Origin of the sequence: Pontivivens marinum, assembly GCF_900231835.1 — a bacterium.
GTDB classification, from domain to species: Bacteria; Pseudomonadota; Alphaproteobacteria; order Rhodobacterales; family Rhodobacteraceae; genus Pontivivens; species Pontivivens marinum.
Genome location: NZ_OCTN01000001.1, coordinates 656,457 through 672,248, shown reverse-complemented (window position 1 = coordinate 672,248; position 15,792 = coordinate 656,457). Strand labels below are relative to the sequence as shown.

At 60.2% G+C, this 15,792-nt stretch carries 17 protein-coding genes; 12 read left to right on the top strand and 5 right to left on the bottom strand.

Features of this window, described 5'->3' with window-relative positions; genetic code table 11:
* The first annotated feature begins 37 nt into the window (after nt 1–37).
* The 4 genes from CR254_RS03375 to lpxK are packed head-to-tail and all read left to right on the top strand — an operon-like array spanning nt 38 to nt 3,240.
* Nucleotides 38–280, top strand: coding sequence for a DUF4170 domain-containing protein (locus CR254_RS03375; protein WP_097928385.1), 243 nt, complete (start codon nt 38–40; stop codon nt 278–280).
* 10 nt (nt 281–290) lie between these two features.
* Entirely contained in the window at nt 291–998 is a 708-nt protein-coding gene (locus tag CR254_RS03370) for a lysophospholipid acyltransferase family protein (protein WP_097928384.1), read from the top strand.
* Nucleotides 998–2,284: a 3-deoxy-D-manno-octulosonic acid transferase gene (locus CR254_RS03365; protein WP_245851424.1), complete on the top strand. Its 1,287-nt coding sequence runs from the start codon at nt 998–1,000 to the stop codon at nt 2,282–2,284. The genes CR254_RS03370 and CR254_RS03365 overlap by 1 nt, the downstream gene beginning before the upstream one ends.
* On the top strand, nt 2,281–3,240 hold the full coding sequence (gene lpxK / locus CR254_RS03360; RefSeq protein ID WP_097928383.1) for a tetraacyldisaccharide 4'-kinase: 960 nt from the start codon (nt 2,281–2,283) through the stop codon (nt 3,238–3,240). Before CR254_RS03365 ends, lpxK begins: the two co-directional genes overlap by 4 nt.
* On the opposite strand, the gene CR254_RS03355 is transcribed toward lpxK, so the two are convergent.
* The 3 genes from CR254_RS03355 to CR254_RS03345 all read right to left on the bottom strand — a co-directional run bounded on the left by CR254_RS03355 (nt 3,237) and on the right by CR254_RS03345 (nt 5,272).
* Entirely contained in the window at nt 3,237–3,818 is a 582-nt protein-coding gene (locus CR254_RS03355; RefSeq protein WP_097928382.1) for a cytochrome P460 family protein, read from the bottom strand. The two genes, lpxK and CR254_RS03355, sit on opposite strands and share 4 nt — an antisense overlap.
* Before the next feature lie 97 nt (nt 3,819–3,915).
* The gene (locus tag CR254_RS03350; protein ID WP_097928381.1) at nt 3,916–4,512 is read right to left on the bottom strand and encodes an MlaC/ttg2D family ABC transporter substrate-binding protein; all 597 of its coding nucleotides are present in this window, start codon (nt 4,510–4,512) and stop codon (nt 3,916–3,918) included.
* A 25-nt stretch (nt 4,513–4,537) separates the two neighbouring features.
* Nucleotides 4,538–5,272 (bottom strand): MlaA family lipoprotein, encoded by a 735-nt coding sequence (locus CR254_RS03345; protein ID WP_097928380.1) that lies wholly within the window; start codon nt 5,270–5,272, stop codon nt 4,538–4,540.
* Between the two features lie 234 nt (nt 5,273–5,506).
* On the opposite strand from CR254_RS03345, the gene CR254_RS03340 reads away from it, so the two are divergent.
* From CR254_RS03340 to CR254_RS03315, 6 genes are all read left to right on the top strand, one after another.
* The gene (locus tag CR254_RS03340; protein ID WP_097928881.1) at nt 5,507–7,351 is read left to right on the top strand and encodes a type I secretion system permease/ATPase; all 1,845 of its coding nucleotides are present in this window, start codon (nt 5,507–5,509) and stop codon (nt 7,349–7,351) included.
* The gene (locus tag CR254_RS03335; protein WP_097928379.1) at nt 7,348–8,649 is read left to right on the top strand and encodes an HlyD family type I secretion periplasmic adaptor subunit; all 1,302 of its coding nucleotides are present in this window, start codon (nt 7,348–7,350) and stop codon (nt 8,647–8,649) included. Before CR254_RS03340 ends, CR254_RS03335 begins: the two co-directional genes overlap by 4 nt.
* Before the next feature lie 23 nt (nt 8,650–8,672).
* Nucleotides 8,673–9,125 (top strand): RidA family protein, encoded by a 453-nt coding sequence (locus CR254_RS03330; protein WP_097928378.1) that lies wholly within the window; start codon nt 8,673–8,675, stop codon nt 9,123–9,125.
* The gene (locus tag CR254_RS03325) at nt 9,125–9,874 is read left to right on the top strand and encodes a glycerophosphodiester phosphodiesterase family protein (RefSeq protein ID WP_342744464.1); all 750 of its coding nucleotides are present in this window, start codon (nt 9,125–9,127) and stop codon (nt 9,872–9,874) included. Before CR254_RS03330 ends, CR254_RS03325 begins: the two co-directional genes overlap by 1 nt.
* Before the next feature lie 90 nt (nt 9,875–9,964).
* Nucleotides 9,965–11,140 carry a GNAT family N-acetyltransferase gene (locus tag CR254_RS03320; protein WP_097928376.1) on the top strand — a complete coding sequence of 392 codons (1,176 nt, stop codon included), beginning with the start codon at nt 9,965–9,967 and terminating at the stop codon, nt 11,138–11,140.
* Nucleotides 11,140–11,424: a 4a-hydroxytetrahydrobiopterin dehydratase gene (locus tag CR254_RS03315; protein ID WP_219617972.1), complete on the top strand. Its 285-nt coding sequence runs from the start codon at nt 11,140–11,142 to the stop codon at nt 11,422–11,424. The genes CR254_RS03320 and CR254_RS03315 overlap by 1 nt, the downstream gene beginning before the upstream one ends.
* Before the next feature lie 50 nt (nt 11,425–11,474).
* Here the strand turns inward: CR254_RS03315 and CR254_RS03310 are convergent, their stop codons facing one another.
* Nucleotides 11,475–11,963, bottom strand: a complete 489-nt coding sequence (locus CR254_RS03310) for a peroxiredoxin (RefSeq protein ID WP_097928374.1) — start codon at nt 11,961–11,963, stop codon at nt 11,475–11,477.
* A 75-nt stretch (nt 11,964–12,038) separates the two neighbouring features.
* On the opposite strand from CR254_RS03310, the gene CR254_RS03305 reads away from it, so the two are divergent.
* A complete protein-coding gene (locus CR254_RS03305; protein ID WP_097928373.1) occupies nt 12,039–13,250 on the top strand; it encodes an NAD(P)/FAD-dependent oxidoreductase in 1,212 nt (403 codons plus the stop codon).
* On the opposite strand, the gene tldD is transcribed toward CR254_RS03305, so the two are convergent.
* Entirely contained in the window at nt 13,247–14,671 is a 1,425-nt protein-coding gene (gene tldD, locus CR254_RS03300) for a metalloprotease TldD (RefSeq protein WP_097928372.1), read from the bottom strand. The two genes, CR254_RS03305 and tldD, sit on opposite strands and share 4 nt — an antisense overlap.
* 172 nt (nt 14,672–14,843) lie before the next feature.
* On the opposite strand from tldD, the gene coxB reads away from it, so the two are divergent.
* A complete protein-coding gene (gene coxB / locus CR254_RS03295; protein WP_097928371.1) occupies nt 14,844–15,707 on the top strand; it encodes a cytochrome c oxidase subunit II in 864 nt (287 codons plus the stop codon).
* Nucleotides 15,708–15,792: the final 85 nt, after the last annotated feature.

Sequence of the window (15,792 nt, the reverse complement as noted above, 5' to 3'; positions counted from 1 at the left end):
GGGTGCGCGACACTTCAACCCTGTAGCGGAGAGCCCGATGACACAGCGCCTGCACCTCGTATTCGGTGGTGAGTTGACCGACACGCAGAAAACCACATTCACCGATGTGTCCCAGATCGATGTCGTCGGAATTTTCCCCGATTACAAAAGCGCTTACAGCGCATGGAAGGACGCGGCACATCGCACCGTTGATGATGCGCAAACCCGCTATTTCATCGCCCACCTGCACCGCCTGCGGGACGAGGAAGCAGCAGCATCCTCGACCGAAGAGCTGAGCTGAAGCCAGTAAAATGCGTGTGCTGGGATGGTTGTTTCATGTCTACCTACGGTTGGTTTGGCTGACCGCACGGGTGGATGTTTCGGGCAATACCGCCCTGCGCACGCGCGCCCTGAATGGTCAGGTTAGCCTCGTCTATAGCATCTGGCATGGCCGCTTGCTGGGCGCGACCTATGATTCCTTTTGCGGGCTGGCCGTCACGGCAATTGCATCCCGTTCGGGCGATGGCGAATTCGCCGCGCAGTTTCTGGAACCGTTCGGCATCAAAATGATTCGCGGCTCTAGCTCGAACCCCAAAAAGCCGAGCAAGCAAAAGGGCGGTGCGGCGGCAATGGCTGCGGCGTTGCGGTTTTTGCGTGAAGCACCTGCCGGAATTATTGCGATGACACCGGATGGACCAAAGGGGCCACGTGGCGTGTGCCATTTCGGGGTTGCGGCGATTGCAATGCGGGCAGGGGTGCCTGTTCTGCCGCTTGCATGGTCATCATCGCGGGCGATCACCTTTAACAGCTGGGACCGCGCCATGGTGCCGCTGCCGTTTACCCGCATTCACTTGGTTTGGGGCGATCAACTGGTCCCGCCAACAGATCACGCCGACCGCGATGTGGTGGAACGGTTTCGTCTGGATGTGGAAAACGCGATGCTGGCCGTGACCGTCGCTGCGGACCGGCTGGCAGGGCGTAAGGATGTCTATACGCAGGCCGTGGCGGAGGAAGCGTGATGCCCTCTATCGGGCTGGGCCTGTACCGGATGTTTTCCCATATGGGTGAGGGGTTCGGCCGCCGTGCCCTGAACAAACGCCTTGGCCTGGGTAAGGAAGATCCGGAGCGCGTAGCGGAGCGTATGGGCATCGCTGGTCGCCCCCGCCCTGACGGACCGCTGGTGTGGTTCCACGCGGCCTCCGTCGGTGAATCGCTATCGGTGCTGGACCTGATCCGCCGCATCGAATTGCGCTGGCCCGAACTGCGCGTGCTGGTCACGACGGGCACCGTTACCTCGGCGCAGTTGATGGCCAGCCGCCTGCCTGAAAACGCGATACATCAATTCTACCCCCTCGATTTTGCGCAGCCTGTGCGCAGCTTTCTGGATCATTGGCAGCCTGATCTGGTGCTATGGACGGAAAGCGAGTTCTGGCCGACCATGTTGGCCGAGGTAAAGCGGTGCAAGGTGCCGTTGATCCTGCTAAATGCGCGCATGTCAGAACGCTCGGCCAAGACATGGCGGTGGGCACCTGCTGCGGCGAAGCGGATTGTGCGGTCCTTCGACATCATCATGACGCAAGATCAGGCCACGCGGGACCGTCTGTTGCGCATGGGCGCACTGCCCGATTGTGTTGAGGTGACTGGCTCGCTCAAGGATAGCGCCGCGCCGTTGCCCCATGATGATGTGGAACGTAAGCGGCTGAACGCGCGGCTGGGTGCCACGCCGGTCTGGTGCGCCGCCTCGACCCATCGGGGCGAGGAAACGATCGTGGCGCAGGCGCATCGGCTTGCACGGCGCAGCGCACCGGGGCTGGCGTTGATCCTCGTGCCGCGTCATCCTGAGCGGGGGCCGGAAGTTGCCTCCATGCTGGAGAGTGACGGCTGGCGCGTTGGTTTACGCAGCCGTGGCGATGACATTCAGGAAAGCGATGAGATTTACGTCGCCGACACATTGGGGGAGCTGGGCCTGTGGTACAGGCTATGCCCCGTTTCGATGGTCGGCGGGTCGCTGGTGGCGATTGGTGGGCACAATCCGTTTGAGCCTGCTGCGTTAGGGTCTGCCATCGTGCACGGCCCGCATATCGCGAATTTTGAGGACGCCTATCGCCAGTTGCACAAGGCAGGCGCGGCGGTCGAGGTGACGGGTGCCGCTGACCTTGCCGCTGCTATCTCCGATCTGGTGCGACCTGATCGGGCGGCAACGATGGCCACAGCGGCGTGGGATTTATCCTCGGCCGGTGCGGGTACATTGGACCGTGTGCTGTCCCTGCTTAGCCCTGTCGTGGCTGAGGCGGTGAAGCGGTGAGGGCGCCAGCATTCTGGTATACACGGCAGGCAGGCTGGCAGGCGACGCTGTTGCGCCCGCTTGAGGTTTTGTGGCGGTTTGGCGCGGCCCGCAGGCAGGCACGTGGAGCGGCACAGCGCGTTTCCATTCCCGTAATCTGTGTCGGCAACCTGACGGTGGGCGGCACTGGCAAAAGCCCGACTGTGATTGCGCTGGTCGCGGAATTACAGGCACTGGGATTACAGCCCCATATCCTCAGTCGTGGTTACGGCGGGGTGGAGCAAGGCCCTCTGCAAGTCACCGATGGCATGACCGCAGCGCAGGTCGGGGATGAGCCGGTCATGCTCAGCGCCTTTGCGCCGGTCTGGGTGTCGCGCGATCGTGTCGCCGGCGCACAGGCCGCTGCCGCAGCGGGCGCTGATGCGGTGATCCTCGACGATGGGTATCAGGACCCGAAACTGGCCAAGGACCTGTCGATCCTGGTGGTTGATACGGCGACCGGATTTGGCAATGGCCGCTTACTACCCGCCGGTCCCTTGCGCGAACCGATCGAAAGCGGGCTGTCCCGCGCCGATCTGGTGCTGGCGCTGGGGCCTGCCGCCGTGCCGGATGTTGGCGCGGTGCCGGTTGTCACGGGGCAGATCGTGCCACTGGCCACAGGAATGCCATGGGCGGGCCTGCGGGTGATCGCCTTTGCCGGTATCGGACGGCCCGAGAAAGTGTTCGCCACCCTACGTGGTTTGGGCGTCGATCTGATCTCCAGCCACGGTTTTGGCGATCATGAACCCTATAGCGACGCTGTGCTGCAACGCCTGTTGCACGAGGCGCAAACCGCGAATGCGCGGCTGGTCACAACGGAAAAGGACGCGGCGCGATTGCCGGAATGGTTCCGCCCGCATGTGATGCCACTGCCCGTGCGGTTGCAATTCACGCAACGGGCGGCACTGGATGCCGCCCTTGCAACGCTGATACGCTAGTTCCCGATCCGCAGATCGGGCAGCGGATAACCCAGATTGTCCTGATCGTAATAGGCGACGTGGCAATCATGGCAGAAGGATTGCGAAATCCCCATCGGGTTGCCGTTCGGCTGCACAGCTGAATAGACCCAGTTGCCGTATTCATCAGCGGTGCCTGCTGCGACCTTCTCCATGATGAAAAGCGGCCCACGGCGGACGGCTCCTGTATCGCGAAAGCTAAAGCTTTCCTTCGCGAGAATGGAACCGGCGGGCATCGCAAATTCCTCGGAGATTTCGTAATTGCGATAAGGCTCCGCCGCGACATCATTGGCGAATGTCATCAGAAAACGGGACGAGTGCGGACCGGCAAGGCCAGGCAGCGTCGCCGTAACAGCCCAGTCGCGATACTCGGCGGCAACAGGATTGTCGCCAGCGGCATATCCTGCGGCCAGCTCAGCCTCAACACAGTCATAAACTGCGGAAACTTCATCAGAGGTCAGATCCCATGGATCCTGTCCTGCATCAATCGAACAGTCCTGCGCCGATGCGGCACCGGCAAGTCCGACAAGAATGGTGGTGAGTGCGAGTGTTTTTTTCATTATGGCCTCCCAAGCGCGGCATATTGCCGTAGGTACGCCGAGGATGCCGTCAGTCCCGAATTATCGGAACTGACAAGTTTTCACGGATACGTGATGGTTAGCGGGCCGTGGGCAGGTCCGCGATCAGCGCGTCCAGATCACCACCACGCCGGTCCAGCATATTAGCGATGGCCGTGCGTTCCGTGGTCAGCAGGCTAACGCCCTCGGCTACGATATCGATCAGCAGGGGTTGACCGGACCGATCAGAGAACTGCCACTGCACCACGATGGAACTGGAACCGGGGCGTTCGACTGTGCTTTCAACCACGATACCGCGATTGCCCAGGTCGTTTGCGTTGCCAATGGAAATCTCGCCACCCTCATAGCCGCTGAACTGCGAGCCATATTTGTTGGAGAGGTATTCACGGAACGCATCGGCAAAGGCCTCTTGCTGTGCCGGGGTTGCGTTGCGCCATTCAATACCCAGAACATAACGTCCAATGGCGGATGTGTCGGCGTAGCGGTCCATAGTTTCACGGAACGCGGCCTGTTTTTCGGCCAGCGTCATGTCACTGTTCACATAGCCCAGAACCTCCTCGACGATGGTGTCGGTCAGGTCTGTGGCTTCCTCCGGCGTCAGGGCGCTGGCGGATATGGGCATTGCTGCAAATAGGGCCGCGAACAATGTGGTGCGGGCGGAACTGAAGATAGGCATGATAAGCTATTCTCTCCGAATGAAATTATTCAGCATATATGTCTACAAACCCCTCATCGGTGGCATCCGTTCCATTCACAAATGCGCGACGAAGCTGAATATAGGCAGTTTGGGCGGCGGAGTAGCTGTCCTCGGAATCGTACAGGATACCGTCTAGAACCGGTCCCAGCTCGTCACGCGTGTCGATAACGGCAACCACTGAGGCGCCTGTCAGGATATCGGGTGCCGCATCGCCATCGGCCAGACCGGTGGGGTCGGTAATCAGGTCAACAACGATACCAACTGCGTCACGCGCGGTGCTGGGGCCGTAAAGGGGCAGTTCGACATATGGTCCCTCACCCACGCCATATGTGGCTAGGGTTTGCCCGAAATCGGCGGGCTGACGCTCAATCCCGGTATCGCCAGCAACATCCAGCAATCCGCCCATCCCCAATGTGGTGTTCATCAAAAACCGGCCAAGGTTATCGCCAAGCGCGTCAGTATCGCCTTGTAGGGCGTTGTTTACGATGTCGCTGGGCAGGGCCAGATTGCCGATGAAATTCTCGACGGTACGCTCAACCGGTTCCGGCATGATGGTGCCATAGGCCTGTGAGACGGGGCGGATGATGATCGTGTCCGCGCCCTTGTTAAAGGCATGGATGCCGCGGTTCACAGGTTCCGCAGGGTCGGCAATCAGGGCCGTCTCATTTGCATCGGGGCTGGCACAAGCAGCGAGGATCAGCAGGGCAGGGGCGGCGGTCGCGCGCAGGATAAATTTCATGGTTATGTTCTCGCTCAATTCAAAACTACGCGGATCGGGGCTCGTGGTTGTATGGCCCTTACAATAGCAGATATGTTGCGCGTCAAGGTTGCCAATCCTTGGACCTGTGGAAATCAGGTGCTAAACCCAATTAGAGAGCAACGCTAATCAGCCGATAAAATGCGACCTTCGCGCCAAAATTAGTCACATTCTAATGGCAACAGGGTCTGTGATATTCAATACAGGTAGATGATCATGGCGGCCAAGCCCCCAGCACCGGGACGCGAAGAGCTTCGCGCGACACTCAAAAAAAGCCGCGGCCTATTCCGGGTGGTGCTGCTGTTCAGCATTTTCGCGAATATTCTGGTTCTGACAGGTCCGCTGTTCATGTTGCAGGTCTATGACCGCGTTCTGGCCAGCCGGTCCGAGGCGACATTGGTCGCGCTATTCGCGCTGGTGGCGGTGCTTTACGCGATCATGGGGGTGCTGGACTATTCACGGGGCCGCATTCTGGGCCGTGTCGGTGCACGGTTTCAAAGCATGCTGGACCGGCGGGTATTTGATGCCTTGCTGCGGCGCTCGGTCGATCCGAATTTCCGCAACCGGCCTGCAACGGGGCTGCGCGATCTGGAATCGATCCAGCGGTTGCTGTCCTCGCCTGCGCTCTTCGCCTTTTACGATCTGCCATGGACGCCGGTTTTCCTGTTCGCGATCTTCCTCTTTCATCCGCTGCTGGGCTGGATGGCCGTTGCGGGTGGCGTGGTTCTGATCATTGCGACGGTCCTGAACCAGGTGCTGTCCAAAACCCCCCAGCGTGAGAGCTTGCAAGCCTCCGGTCAGGCGGAGGCCTTTGCCGAGGCGGTGCGCCGCGATGCGGAGGTTGTGCAAACGCTGGGCATGCGCGGTGCGGTGCTGGGCCGGTGGCGGCAACAGCGCGATGTGGCGTTGGCAACCTCGATCAAGGCGGCGGACGTGTCCGGTTCCTTCTCGACCTTTTCGAAGACATGGCGGTTGTTTTTGCAGTCGGGCATGCTGGCGCTGGCCGCCTATTTGGTGTTGCAGGGCGAACTGACCCCCGGTGCGATGATTGCCGGTTCGATCCTGCTGGGTCGGGCGCTGGCGCCGATCGAGCAAGCCATTGCCCAATGGTCGCTGGTACAACGCGCCCGTCAGGGTTGGACCTCGCTGACGCAATTGCTGGAGGCCACCCCCGAGGAGGAGGAAAAGACCGAGCTGCCCCGACCCAAGGCGATGCTGGACGTAGCGGGCCTGACCGTTGTGCCCCCCGGTGAGAAGGTCCCGACGCTCAAGGCGGTTTCCTTCCGCGTCGGGCCGGGTATGGCGCTGGGTGTAATCGGGCAAAGTGCGTCGGGTAAATCCACGCTGGCCCGTGCGATCACCGGTATCTGGCCCGCTGTTCAGGGCAAGGTGCGTCTGGATGGTGCCGCGCTGGAACAATTCTCAAGCGAGGTTCTGGGCCAGCATATCGGGTATTTGCCGCAGGACGTGTCGCTGTTCGATGCCAGTGTTGCCGACAATATTGCACGCTTATCGCCCAACCCGGACCCCGCAAAAATCGTCGAGGCCGCTAAAAAGGCCGGCGCACATGAGATGATCCTGAAACTGCCCGAGGGATACGACACCCGCATCCAGTCCGGCGGCAGCCGTCTGTCTGGTGGGCAACGGCAACGTCTGGGCCTTGCCCGTGCACTATACGGCTCACCTGTGTTGCTTGTATTGGATGAGCCCAATGCCAATCTGGACAATGAGGGATCGAACGCCATGAATGCCTCCATCGAACAGATGAAGGCGAATGGCGGCAGTGTCATCATCATGGCCCACCGGCCCGCTGCAATCGCGCAATGCGAACTGTTGCTGGTGATGGAAAACGGCATGGTCAAGGATTTCGGAAAGCGGGACGACGTATTGCGAAATAATGTCAAAAACCATGAGAAACTGGCCGCAAATCCGGAACAGCCAGCCAAGATTGCCACACAACGCGCCCCCGCGATTGCATCAGATCAGGCAAAACCCGCAGCATCCGTTGCATTGGGTCAAGTCCCGCCAGCCAAGGCACCGAATGTGGAGCGTAAATCATGAGCGAACCAGCAAAGTGGAGCGCAGTTCGCCCGATTGCACTGGGCGCACTCGCCCTGCTGGCCCTGATTGGCGGCGTGCTGACTTGGTCCATTACAACGACAATCGCAGGCGCAATCATCGCGTCCGGTCAGCTTGAGGTCGAATCAAACCGCCAGATCATCCAGCACCCTGAGGGCGGCGTGGTTGGCGAAATCTTCGTCGATGATGGCGACGTGGTCGAGGCAGGCGAAATCCTGATCCGGCTGGATGACACGATGCTTCTCTCCGAATTGGCCATTATCGAAAGCCAGTATTACGAACTGATCGCCCGTCGCGGACGCCTGCGTGCGGAAAGTGAGGATCTGGACATCATCCGCTTCGACGATGGCTTGCTGGAAATCGCCGCCACGAACGAGGAGGTGGCGGAACTGGTCGGTGGACAAATCCGTCTGTTTAACACGCGGGTCGAATCCAATGCACAGCAGGTTAGCCAGCTGCGCGAGCGCCAAACCCAGATTGATGAGCTGATCGAGGGGCGCAATGTGCAGCTTGCCGCGCTGAACGAACAACTCGCCCTGATTGCCGAGGAATTGATCGACCAGCAATCGCTTCTGGATCGCGGGCTTGCACAGGCTAGCCGCGTTCTGTCCCTGCGGCGTGAGGAAGCATCCTTGCGCGGTCAGGTTGGCGAACTGGTCGCATCGGTCGCGGAAAGCCGAGGCCGGATTGCGGAGCTGGAGATCGAAATCATCAGCCTGCACACCACACGGCAGGAGGACGCGATCACCACCCTGCGCGATGCCCAATATCGTGAGAATGAGCTGCGTGAGCGTCGCCTATCCGCCATCGAAACCCTGTCGCGGCTGGAAATCCGCGCCCCCGTTTCGGGCATTGTTTATGGCAGTACGGTGCATGCCCTACGCTCGGTCATCCGGTCGGCTGATCCGGTGATGTATATCGTGCCGCAGGACAGCCCGCTGGTCATCGCCAGCCGGATTGAGACGATCAATATCGACCAGATCGTTGTGGGGCAGGAGGCGGTGTTGCGCTTTTCCGCCTTTGACCAACGCACCACGCCTGAACTTTACGGCGTTGTGACCCGTATTTCGGCGGATGTTCTGACGGATGAGGCAAGCGGCCTGAATTATTACGAGGCGCAAATCCTGCCTTATGACGGTGAGATCGAGAAGCTGAACGACGTGGAACTGGTCCCCGGGATGCCGGTTGAGGCCTATATCCAGACCGGTGAGCGTAGCCCGCTGACCTTCCTGACCAAGCCGCTAACCGATTACTTTACCAAAGCGTTCCGTGAAACCTGAACGCTATTTCCAAGGAGATTCCCATGTCCATCGATGCGCGCCTCGCAGAATTGAACATCACATTGCCCGATGCGGCTGCGCCTGCGGCGAATTACGTGCCAACGGTCCGCACCGGAAACCTGCTCTACGTGTCGGGTCAGGTGCCTATTCAGGACGGTAAACTGGTCGTGGGCCAGTTGGGGGCCGGTTATTCCGTTGAGGATGGCGCCGCCGCGGCCCGTTTGTGTGGCCTGTCGCTGATCGCGCAGGTGCGTAAGGCTGTTGGCGATCTGGACAAGGTGCGCGTGGTCAAACTGAACGGCTTCGTCAACGCGACCGGCGATTTTGGCGACCACCCTGCGGTGGTGAACGGCGCATCGGACCTGATGGTTGAGGTGTTCGGTGATAAGGGCCGCCACGCACGTTCGGCTGTTGGCTCCTCGTCGCTGCCCTTTGGCGTCGCGGTTGAGGTTGAAGGCATTTTCGAGATCGAATGATGAAACTTCCCTCTGAATTTCTGGCCCGCCCTGTGGCGCATCGCGCGTTGCATGGGCCGGGGTGCCCCGAAAACTCGCTCGCGGCCATTCGTGCCGCAGTCGCGGGCGGCTGGGGGATCGAGGTAGACGTGCAGCCCTCCTCGGACGGCACGCCAATGGTGTTCCACGATTACGCGCTGGACCGGCTGACTGGGCGCGAGGGCTGGATTCGCCTGCACTCGACCGAACAGTTGCAGGCGATCCTGTTGCTGGGCGGGGATGAGTGTATCCCCACGCTGCAACAGGTGCTGGACGTTGTTGCCGGACAGGTGCCGCTGGTTGTTGAGATCAAGGACCAGGATGGCAGCCTGGGCCCATCGGTCGGCGCGCTGGAGCGTGCGGTGGCTGATGTGCTGCTGGGCTATGACGGACCTGTTGCCGTGATGGGGTTCAACCCGAATTCGATCCGCGTATTTGGTGGCTTTGCCCCCGATATTCCACGTGGATTGGTGACAGATGCCTTTTCGGCGGAACACTGGCCAATGGTGCCTGCGGCCCGTCGGGAAAAGCTGGCCGAGATGCGGGATTTGATCCCGTCGGGTGCGTGCTTCATCTCGCATAATCGGGCATCGCTGGATACGCGGCAGGTGCTGACGCTGCGCGATCGGGGCTTCCCAATCCTGACATGGACGATCCGTTCGGCTGAACAGGCGGAAACGGCGCTGCATGTCGCGGACCAGATCACGTTTGAGGGCTATACCCCCGAATGATCCCATCAGGGATTTATACCAAACTGATGCAGCATATCGCTTGATCATGCTGCATCAGACGCCAAATGGGATACGAGCAGGAGGCGGAACATGCGCGATGATACCCGGATTGAGATTGACGTCCTTGGTGACCTCACCCAAATCGACGCCGCTGACTGGGATGCCTGCGCAAATCCGGAGGGTGGACGCCCCCGCGATCCCTTTAGCACTCATCGGTTTTTGAGCGCGCTTGAACGCTCCGGCTCCGTCGGGCCGCGCACGGGCTGGCAGGCGCGCCATCTGGTTGCGCGTGCTGGCGGTCAGGTGCTGGGCGTTATGCCGCTATACGCCAAGGGGCATTCGCAGGGCGAGTATATCTTCGACCATAACTGGGCGGATGCGTATGAGCGGGCAGGCGGGCAATATTACCCCAAGCTACAGGGCGCGATCCCCTTTACCCCCGCAACCGGGCGGCGCTTTCTGACCCGATCGGGCAGCGAGGCAATCGGGCAATCGGCGCTGATGCAGGGCTTGGTCCAATTGGCCAGCGAGAACGAGCTTTCCTCCGCCCACATCACATTTTGCACCCAACAGGAATATGAAGCGGGCGGCGCGGCGGGCCTGTTACAGCGCACGGGCCAGCAATTTCACTGGTTCAATCGCGACTATGCGAATTTCGATGCGTTCCTCGCCGACCTTAGCTCGCGCAAGCGTAAGACAATTCGCAAGGAGCGCCGCACCGCTCAGGATTTCGGCGGCACGATCCATCTGCTGACCGGCGATCAGATCCAGCCATCGCACTGGGATGCCTTCTGGCAGTTTTATCAGGACACAGGCGCGCGAAAGTGGGGCACGCCCTATCTGACCCGCGCGTTTTTTGATGAGGCACAGGCCACCCTGCGCGATGATATCCTGCTGGTGATGTGCGAACGGGGCGGCCGCTGGGTTGCCGGCGCGATGAACGTGATCGGCGCTGATACGCTATATGGTCGCTATTGGGGCTGTGTTGAGGATCACCCCTGCCTGCATTTCGAGGTCTGCTATTATCAGGCCATCGACTGGGCATTGGCGCACGGCCTGTCGCGGGTTGAGGCAGGCGCGCAGGGCGAACACAAATTGGCGCGCGGCTACCTGCCCACGCCGACCTATTCACTGCACTGGATCGCCGATCCCGGCTTTCGCAAGGCAGTGGACACCTATCTGGTGGCGGAGAGGGAGGCCGTGGACGAGGAGATCGAGATCCTCACGTCCTATGGCCCGTTCCGCAATGTTGAGAGAGAAGAGTGATGATACAAAAACTGGACCGCACCGAATGTGACAGCGCATTGCAAGCGCTGGACGGTTGGACCTATTCGCGCGACGGCGATGCGATCACAAAAACCTACAAGTTCAAATCCTTCGTCATGGCATTCGGCTGGATGAGCTCCGCCGCGATTCTGGCGGAAAAGGCAGATCACCACCCCGAATGGTTCAACGTCTACAATCGGGTGGATGTCACGCTGACCACCCATGATTGCGACGGCCTGTCGGCGCGCGACTTTGCGTTGGCTAAAAAATTCGATGCGATCTGAGTGCGTGGCCCCGGCACAAACCGGGGCCACGTTTTCTGAGCAGGTATATCTTACAGAGCGTCCAGCATCGTCTCGCCGCCGCTCAGCTCACACACACCGGGGCTTTCCTCCAGGTTCAGCTCGGTCACGACGCCGTCCTTGACCAACATCGCGTAACGCTGCGAACGGGCAATCAGGCCAGCGGGCGGCGCGGTGAAATCCATGCCGATAGCCGTGGTAAAGGCGGATTCAGCGTCGGACAGCACAGTGATGTCTGCGGCTGCGGCGCCGGTTGCGTCGCTCCATGCTTTCATCACGAAGGGGTCGTTGACGGAAACGCAGGCGATCTGGTCCACGCCCTTGGCCCGCAATTTATCGGCGGTGCGCACAAAGCTGGGCATGTGGGCCGAGGAACATGTCGGGGTGAATGCGCCGGGAACTGCGAACAGAACCACGGTCTTACCCGCGAACAAATCGGCGGAGGTTACGCCCTCTGGTCCGTTTTCGCCCATGGTGATGAAGGTAGCGTCGGGAAGTTTTTCCCCTTTTGCGATCGTCATGTCGGTTGTGACCTTTCGGTTTGGCGTTGTTTGACGCAAATAAAGTAGGGACGAACTGGGCAAAGGGCGAGGGCCATGAACGGACATATCGTAATTGGAGCAGGTCAGGCAGGTGCGGCACTGGTTGCAAAGCTGCGGCAAGCGGACCCCGATACCCCTATCACGTTGATTGGTGAGGAGCCGGTGCCGCCCTATCAGCGCCCGCCACTGTCCAAAAAATATTTGATGGGTGAGATGGAGCTGGAGCGGCTATATCTGCGGCCCGAGAGTTTTTACACCGATCAGAGGATCACCCTGCGCCTAGGCACCCGAGTCGCCAGCATCGACCGGCAGGCAAAGGTGGTGGTGCTGCACGATGGCGAACGACTGCCCTATGACACGCTGGCGCTGACCACCGGCTCAACCCCGCGCATGCTGCCCGCCGCGATTGGGGGCGCGTTGCGGGGGGTTTATCCGGTACGCTCGCTGGCGCATATCGACCTGATGGCGGGGGATTTCGCGCCGGACACACGCTGTCTGATCGTGGGTGGTGGCTATATCGGGTTGGAGGCAGCAGCGGTTGCGGCCTCTCGCGGTCTGAAGGTTGTGTTGGTGGAGGCAATGGACCGCATCCTGCAACGTGTCGCCTCGGCGGAAACCTCGGACTATTTCCGCGCTTTGCATAGCAGCCACGGCGTAGACATTCGGGAGGGCACCGGTCTGGAGCGCCTGACCGGCGATACCCGCGTGAGCGGGGCAGTTCTGACCGATGGAACCACACTGGACGTTGATTTTGTCATTGTCGGCATCGGGATCGCGCCGGACATCACCTTGGCCGAGGAAGCAGGGTTGCAGATCGAGAACGGCATCCGTGTCGATGCGCGATCCTGTACCTCGGACCCGTCAATCTTTGCGGCGGGCGATTGCGCGTCCTTCCCTCATGGCGCGACGCGCATCCGGCTGGAATCGGTCCCGAATGCGATTGAGCAAGCGGACGTTGCCGCGCTGAACATGGCGGGGCAGCAGGCGGATTATGGTGCGAAGCCGTGGTTCTGGTCGGATCAATATGATGTGAAACTGCAAATCGCGGGCCTGAACACCGGATATGACCGCGCCATCGTGCGGGCCGGTGCACGGGCGGGAACGCAATCGGTGTGGTATTTCTGCGGCGCTGACCTGCTGGCCGTGGATGCGATGAACGATCCCCGCGCCTATATGATCGGCAAGCGGATGATCGAGGCGGGAAAATCCCCGCCTCTGGATGCTGTGGCAGATCCTGAAACGGACCTGAAATCGCTGATGGCCTAGGCGCTGCCGCCGATTGTCAGCCCGCCGATCATCAGGGTCGGCTGGCCGACGCCAACCGGCACCCACTGTCCTGCCTTGCCGCAATTGCCCATGCCGGGATCGAGGGACATGTCGTTGCCAATCGCGCGGATATGCTTCAGCGCGGTTGCACCGTCACCAATCAGGGTTGCACCCTTAACCGGTGCGCCGACCTTGCCGTTCTCGACCTTGTACGCCTCGGTGCATGAGAAGACGAATTTGCCATTGGTGATATCAACCTGCCCGCCGCCAAAGCCGACAGCGTAGATTCCATCCTTTAGGCCGGCGAGGATGTCCTGCGGTGTTGTCTCACCGCCCAGCATATAGGTGTTGGTCATGCGGGGCATTGGCGCATGCTCGAACCCCTGACGGCGGCCATTGCCAGTGGGTTCGACCCCCATCAGGCGCGCATTCTGGCGATCCTGCATATAGCCGACCAGCACGCCATCCTCGATCAACACGTTGCGGGCCGAGGGCGTGCCCTCATCATCAAAAGTGATCGAGCCGCGACGATCAGGAATCGTGCCGTCATCGATGACCGTGACACCCTTTGATGCGACCTGCTGCCCCATTAGCCCAGCAAAGGCGGAGGTTTTCTTGCGGTTGAAATCACCCTCCAGCCCATGGCCGACGGCCTCATGCAGCAGAATTCCGGGCCAGCCCGGGCCAAGCACAATGTCCATCATGCCTGCGGGGGCGGGGATCGCGTCCAGATTGACCAGCGCGACGCGCAGCGCCTCATCCGCCACGGGTTTCCAATGCGATGCGTCCAGCAATCCGGCCAAACCGAACCGCCCGCCGCCACCTGCCGCTGCTGATTCGCGGCGGCCGTCGCGCTCCACAATGACCGAGATATTCAGCCGCGCCATCGGGCGCGCATCGACAAATCGTGCGCCAGAGGCCCGCAAAATCTCGACCTCCTGAAAACTTGCCGCCATAGACGCGCTGACCTGAACAACCCGCGCATCGCGGCTGCGCAGATAATCGTCGATTTCCTTGAGGACATCGATTTTCACTGCAAATTCAGCATCCGCAGTCGGATCAATATCCGCATATAGGCGTGTATTCGTGCGTGCAGGATCAGGGGCAACCGTGCCGCCGCCATCCCGAATAGCCAGCCGAACGGTTTCGCTGGCGCGCAACAATGCGGCCTCATCCAACGTGGTTGCGTGGGCATATCCGGCCATTTCACCATGAACAGCGCGCAGGCCGAACCCCTCGGACGCGGTGTAATTCGCGGTTTTGATGCGCTGATCGTCTAGAACCAGTGCTTCCGAGCGCCGCCGCTCCAGAAAAAGTTCGCCATCATCGGCACCCGAAAGGGCCGCGCGAAGCGTCGCAAGCGAGGTTTCAGGGTCCAGATCGGTGCTGAAGGGGCGAAACGGTGCTGTTTGTTCGGTCATTGTGGCTCCGTTCGTTGGGATGCTATGATGTCATCTGCGACAGGATGCTGCATACTCCTGCCTTGTCCTAACGGACCTAGTGTGGTTTTAAGCAGCAATCAATTGACCGCGCCGTTTCAGTGGCGATGCCCTGACGCTCGTGGTTGCAAGACGACGATCCGGGATTCGACACATGCGATTTGCCAAGACCCTTTCGGCAGCCTTCTTTGGCTTTCTTGCTGGCGGTTCCGCCTATGCTCAGGAGGAGGCGCTGACCAGCGACCTTCCCGTCATCGGCATCCCACAGCCGGGTGGTATAGCTTTCCAGCCTGCTTCGACCAGCGTTGCCCACGACATTCACTTCCTCGACAACATGCTGTTGGTGATCATCACGTTGATCGTGCTGTTCGTAACGGCGCTTTTGGTCGTGGTCGCGATCAAGTTCCGCGCAAGCAAGGGGCATGAGGCCGCACGCTTTACCCATAACACCACGGTTGAGATTGCATGGACCATCGTGCCAGTCGTCATTCTGGTCATTATCGGCGCATTCTCGCTGCCCAAACTGTTCGATCAGCTTGAGGTGCCAGAGGCCGATGTCACGATCAAGGCGACCGGATACCAGTGGTATTGGGGCCATGAATATCCCGATAGCGGCGTTTACTTCGAAAGCTACATGCTGGCTGAGGAAGATCTGGCCGAATACGGATACGGACCTGAAACATACCTGCTGGCCACCGACACAGCCGTTGTTGTGCCCGTTGGTGCGGTTGTTAAGCTGCAAACCACTGCTGCGGACGTGATCCACTCGTGGAAAATCCCGGCCTTTGGCGTGCATATCGATGCTGTTCCGGGCCGTTTGAACGAGACATGGTTCCGCGTTGACGAGCCAGGCATCTATTTCGGTCAGTGTTCCGAGCTGTGCGGTATTTCGCACACCTACATGCCGATCACGGTCAAGGCTGTCCCACAGGACGAATATGACGCATGGCTTGCTGCCGCAGTTGAGCGGTATGCAGATGGCGGTGCACCTGTGACGCAAGTTGCAGCAGCCGAGTAAGCCTAACCGGTTTCTTTCACAGGGCCGGACGCTGTCCGGTCCTGTGGTGTTTTACGACTACGCTCAGATTGACTGCGGATGATTT

Excerpts from the sequence above, each read along its gene's own strand:
- CR254_RS03375 (WP_097928385.1), top strand. The coding sequence starts at position 38 with ATGACACAGCGCCTGCACCTCGTATTCGGTGGTGAGTTGACCGACACG.
- CR254_RS03370 (WP_097928384.1), top strand. The coding sequence starts at position 291 with ATGCGTGTGCTGGGATGGTTGTTTCATGTCTACCTACGGTTGGTTTGG.
- CR254_RS03365 (WP_245851424.1), top strand. The coding sequence starts at position 998 with ATGCCCTCTATCGGGCTGGGCCTGTACCGGATGTTTTCCCATATGGGT.
- CR254_RS03355 (WP_097928382.1), bottom strand. The coding sequence starts at position 3,818 with ATGAAAAAAACACTCGCACTCACCACCATTCTTGTCGGACTTGCCGGT.
- CR254_RS03350 (WP_097928381.1), bottom strand. The coding sequence starts at position 4,512 with ATGCCTATCTTCAGTTCCGCCCGCACCACATTGTTCGCGGCCCTATTT.
- CR254_RS03345 (WP_097928380.1), bottom strand. The coding sequence starts at position 5,272 with ATGAAATTTATCCTGCGCGCGACCGCCGCCCCTGCCCTGCTGATCCTC.
- CR254_RS03340 (WP_097928881.1), top strand. The coding sequence starts at position 5,507 with ATGGCGGCCAAGCCCCCAGCACCGGGACGCGAAGAGCTTCGCGCGACA.
- CR254_RS03335 (WP_097928379.1), top strand. The coding sequence starts at position 7,348 with ATGAGCGAACCAGCAAAGTGGAGCGCAGTTCGCCCGATTGCACTGGGC.
- CR254_RS03330 (WP_097928378.1), top strand. The coding sequence starts at position 8,673 with ATGTCCATCGATGCGCGCCTCGCAGAATTGAACATCACATTGCCCGAT.
- CR254_RS03325 (WP_342744464.1), top strand. The coding sequence starts at position 9,125 with ATGAAACTTCCCTCTGAATTTCTGGCCCGCCCTGTGGCGCATCGCGCG.
- CR254_RS03320 (WP_097928376.1), top strand. The coding sequence starts at position 9,965 with ATGCGCGATGATACCCGGATTGAGATTGACGTCCTTGGTGACCTCACC.
- CR254_RS03315 (WP_219617972.1), top strand. The coding sequence starts at position 11,140 with ATGATACAAAAACTGGACCGCACCGAATGTGACAGCGCATTGCAAGCG.
- CR254_RS03310 (WP_097928374.1), bottom strand. The coding sequence starts at position 11,963 with ATGACGATCGCAAAAGGGGAAAAACTTCCCGACGCTACCTTCATCACC.
- CR254_RS03305 (WP_097928373.1), top strand. The coding sequence starts at position 12,039 with ATGAACGGACATATCGTAATTGGAGCAGGTCAGGCAGGTGCGGCACTG.
- tldD (WP_097928372.1), bottom strand. The coding sequence starts at position 14,671 with ATGACCGAACAAACAGCACCGTTTCGCCCCTTCAGCACCGATCTGGAC.
- coxB (WP_097928371.1), top strand. The coding sequence starts at position 14,844 with ATGCGATTTGCCAAGACCCTTTCGGCAGCCTTCTTTGGCTTTCTTGCT.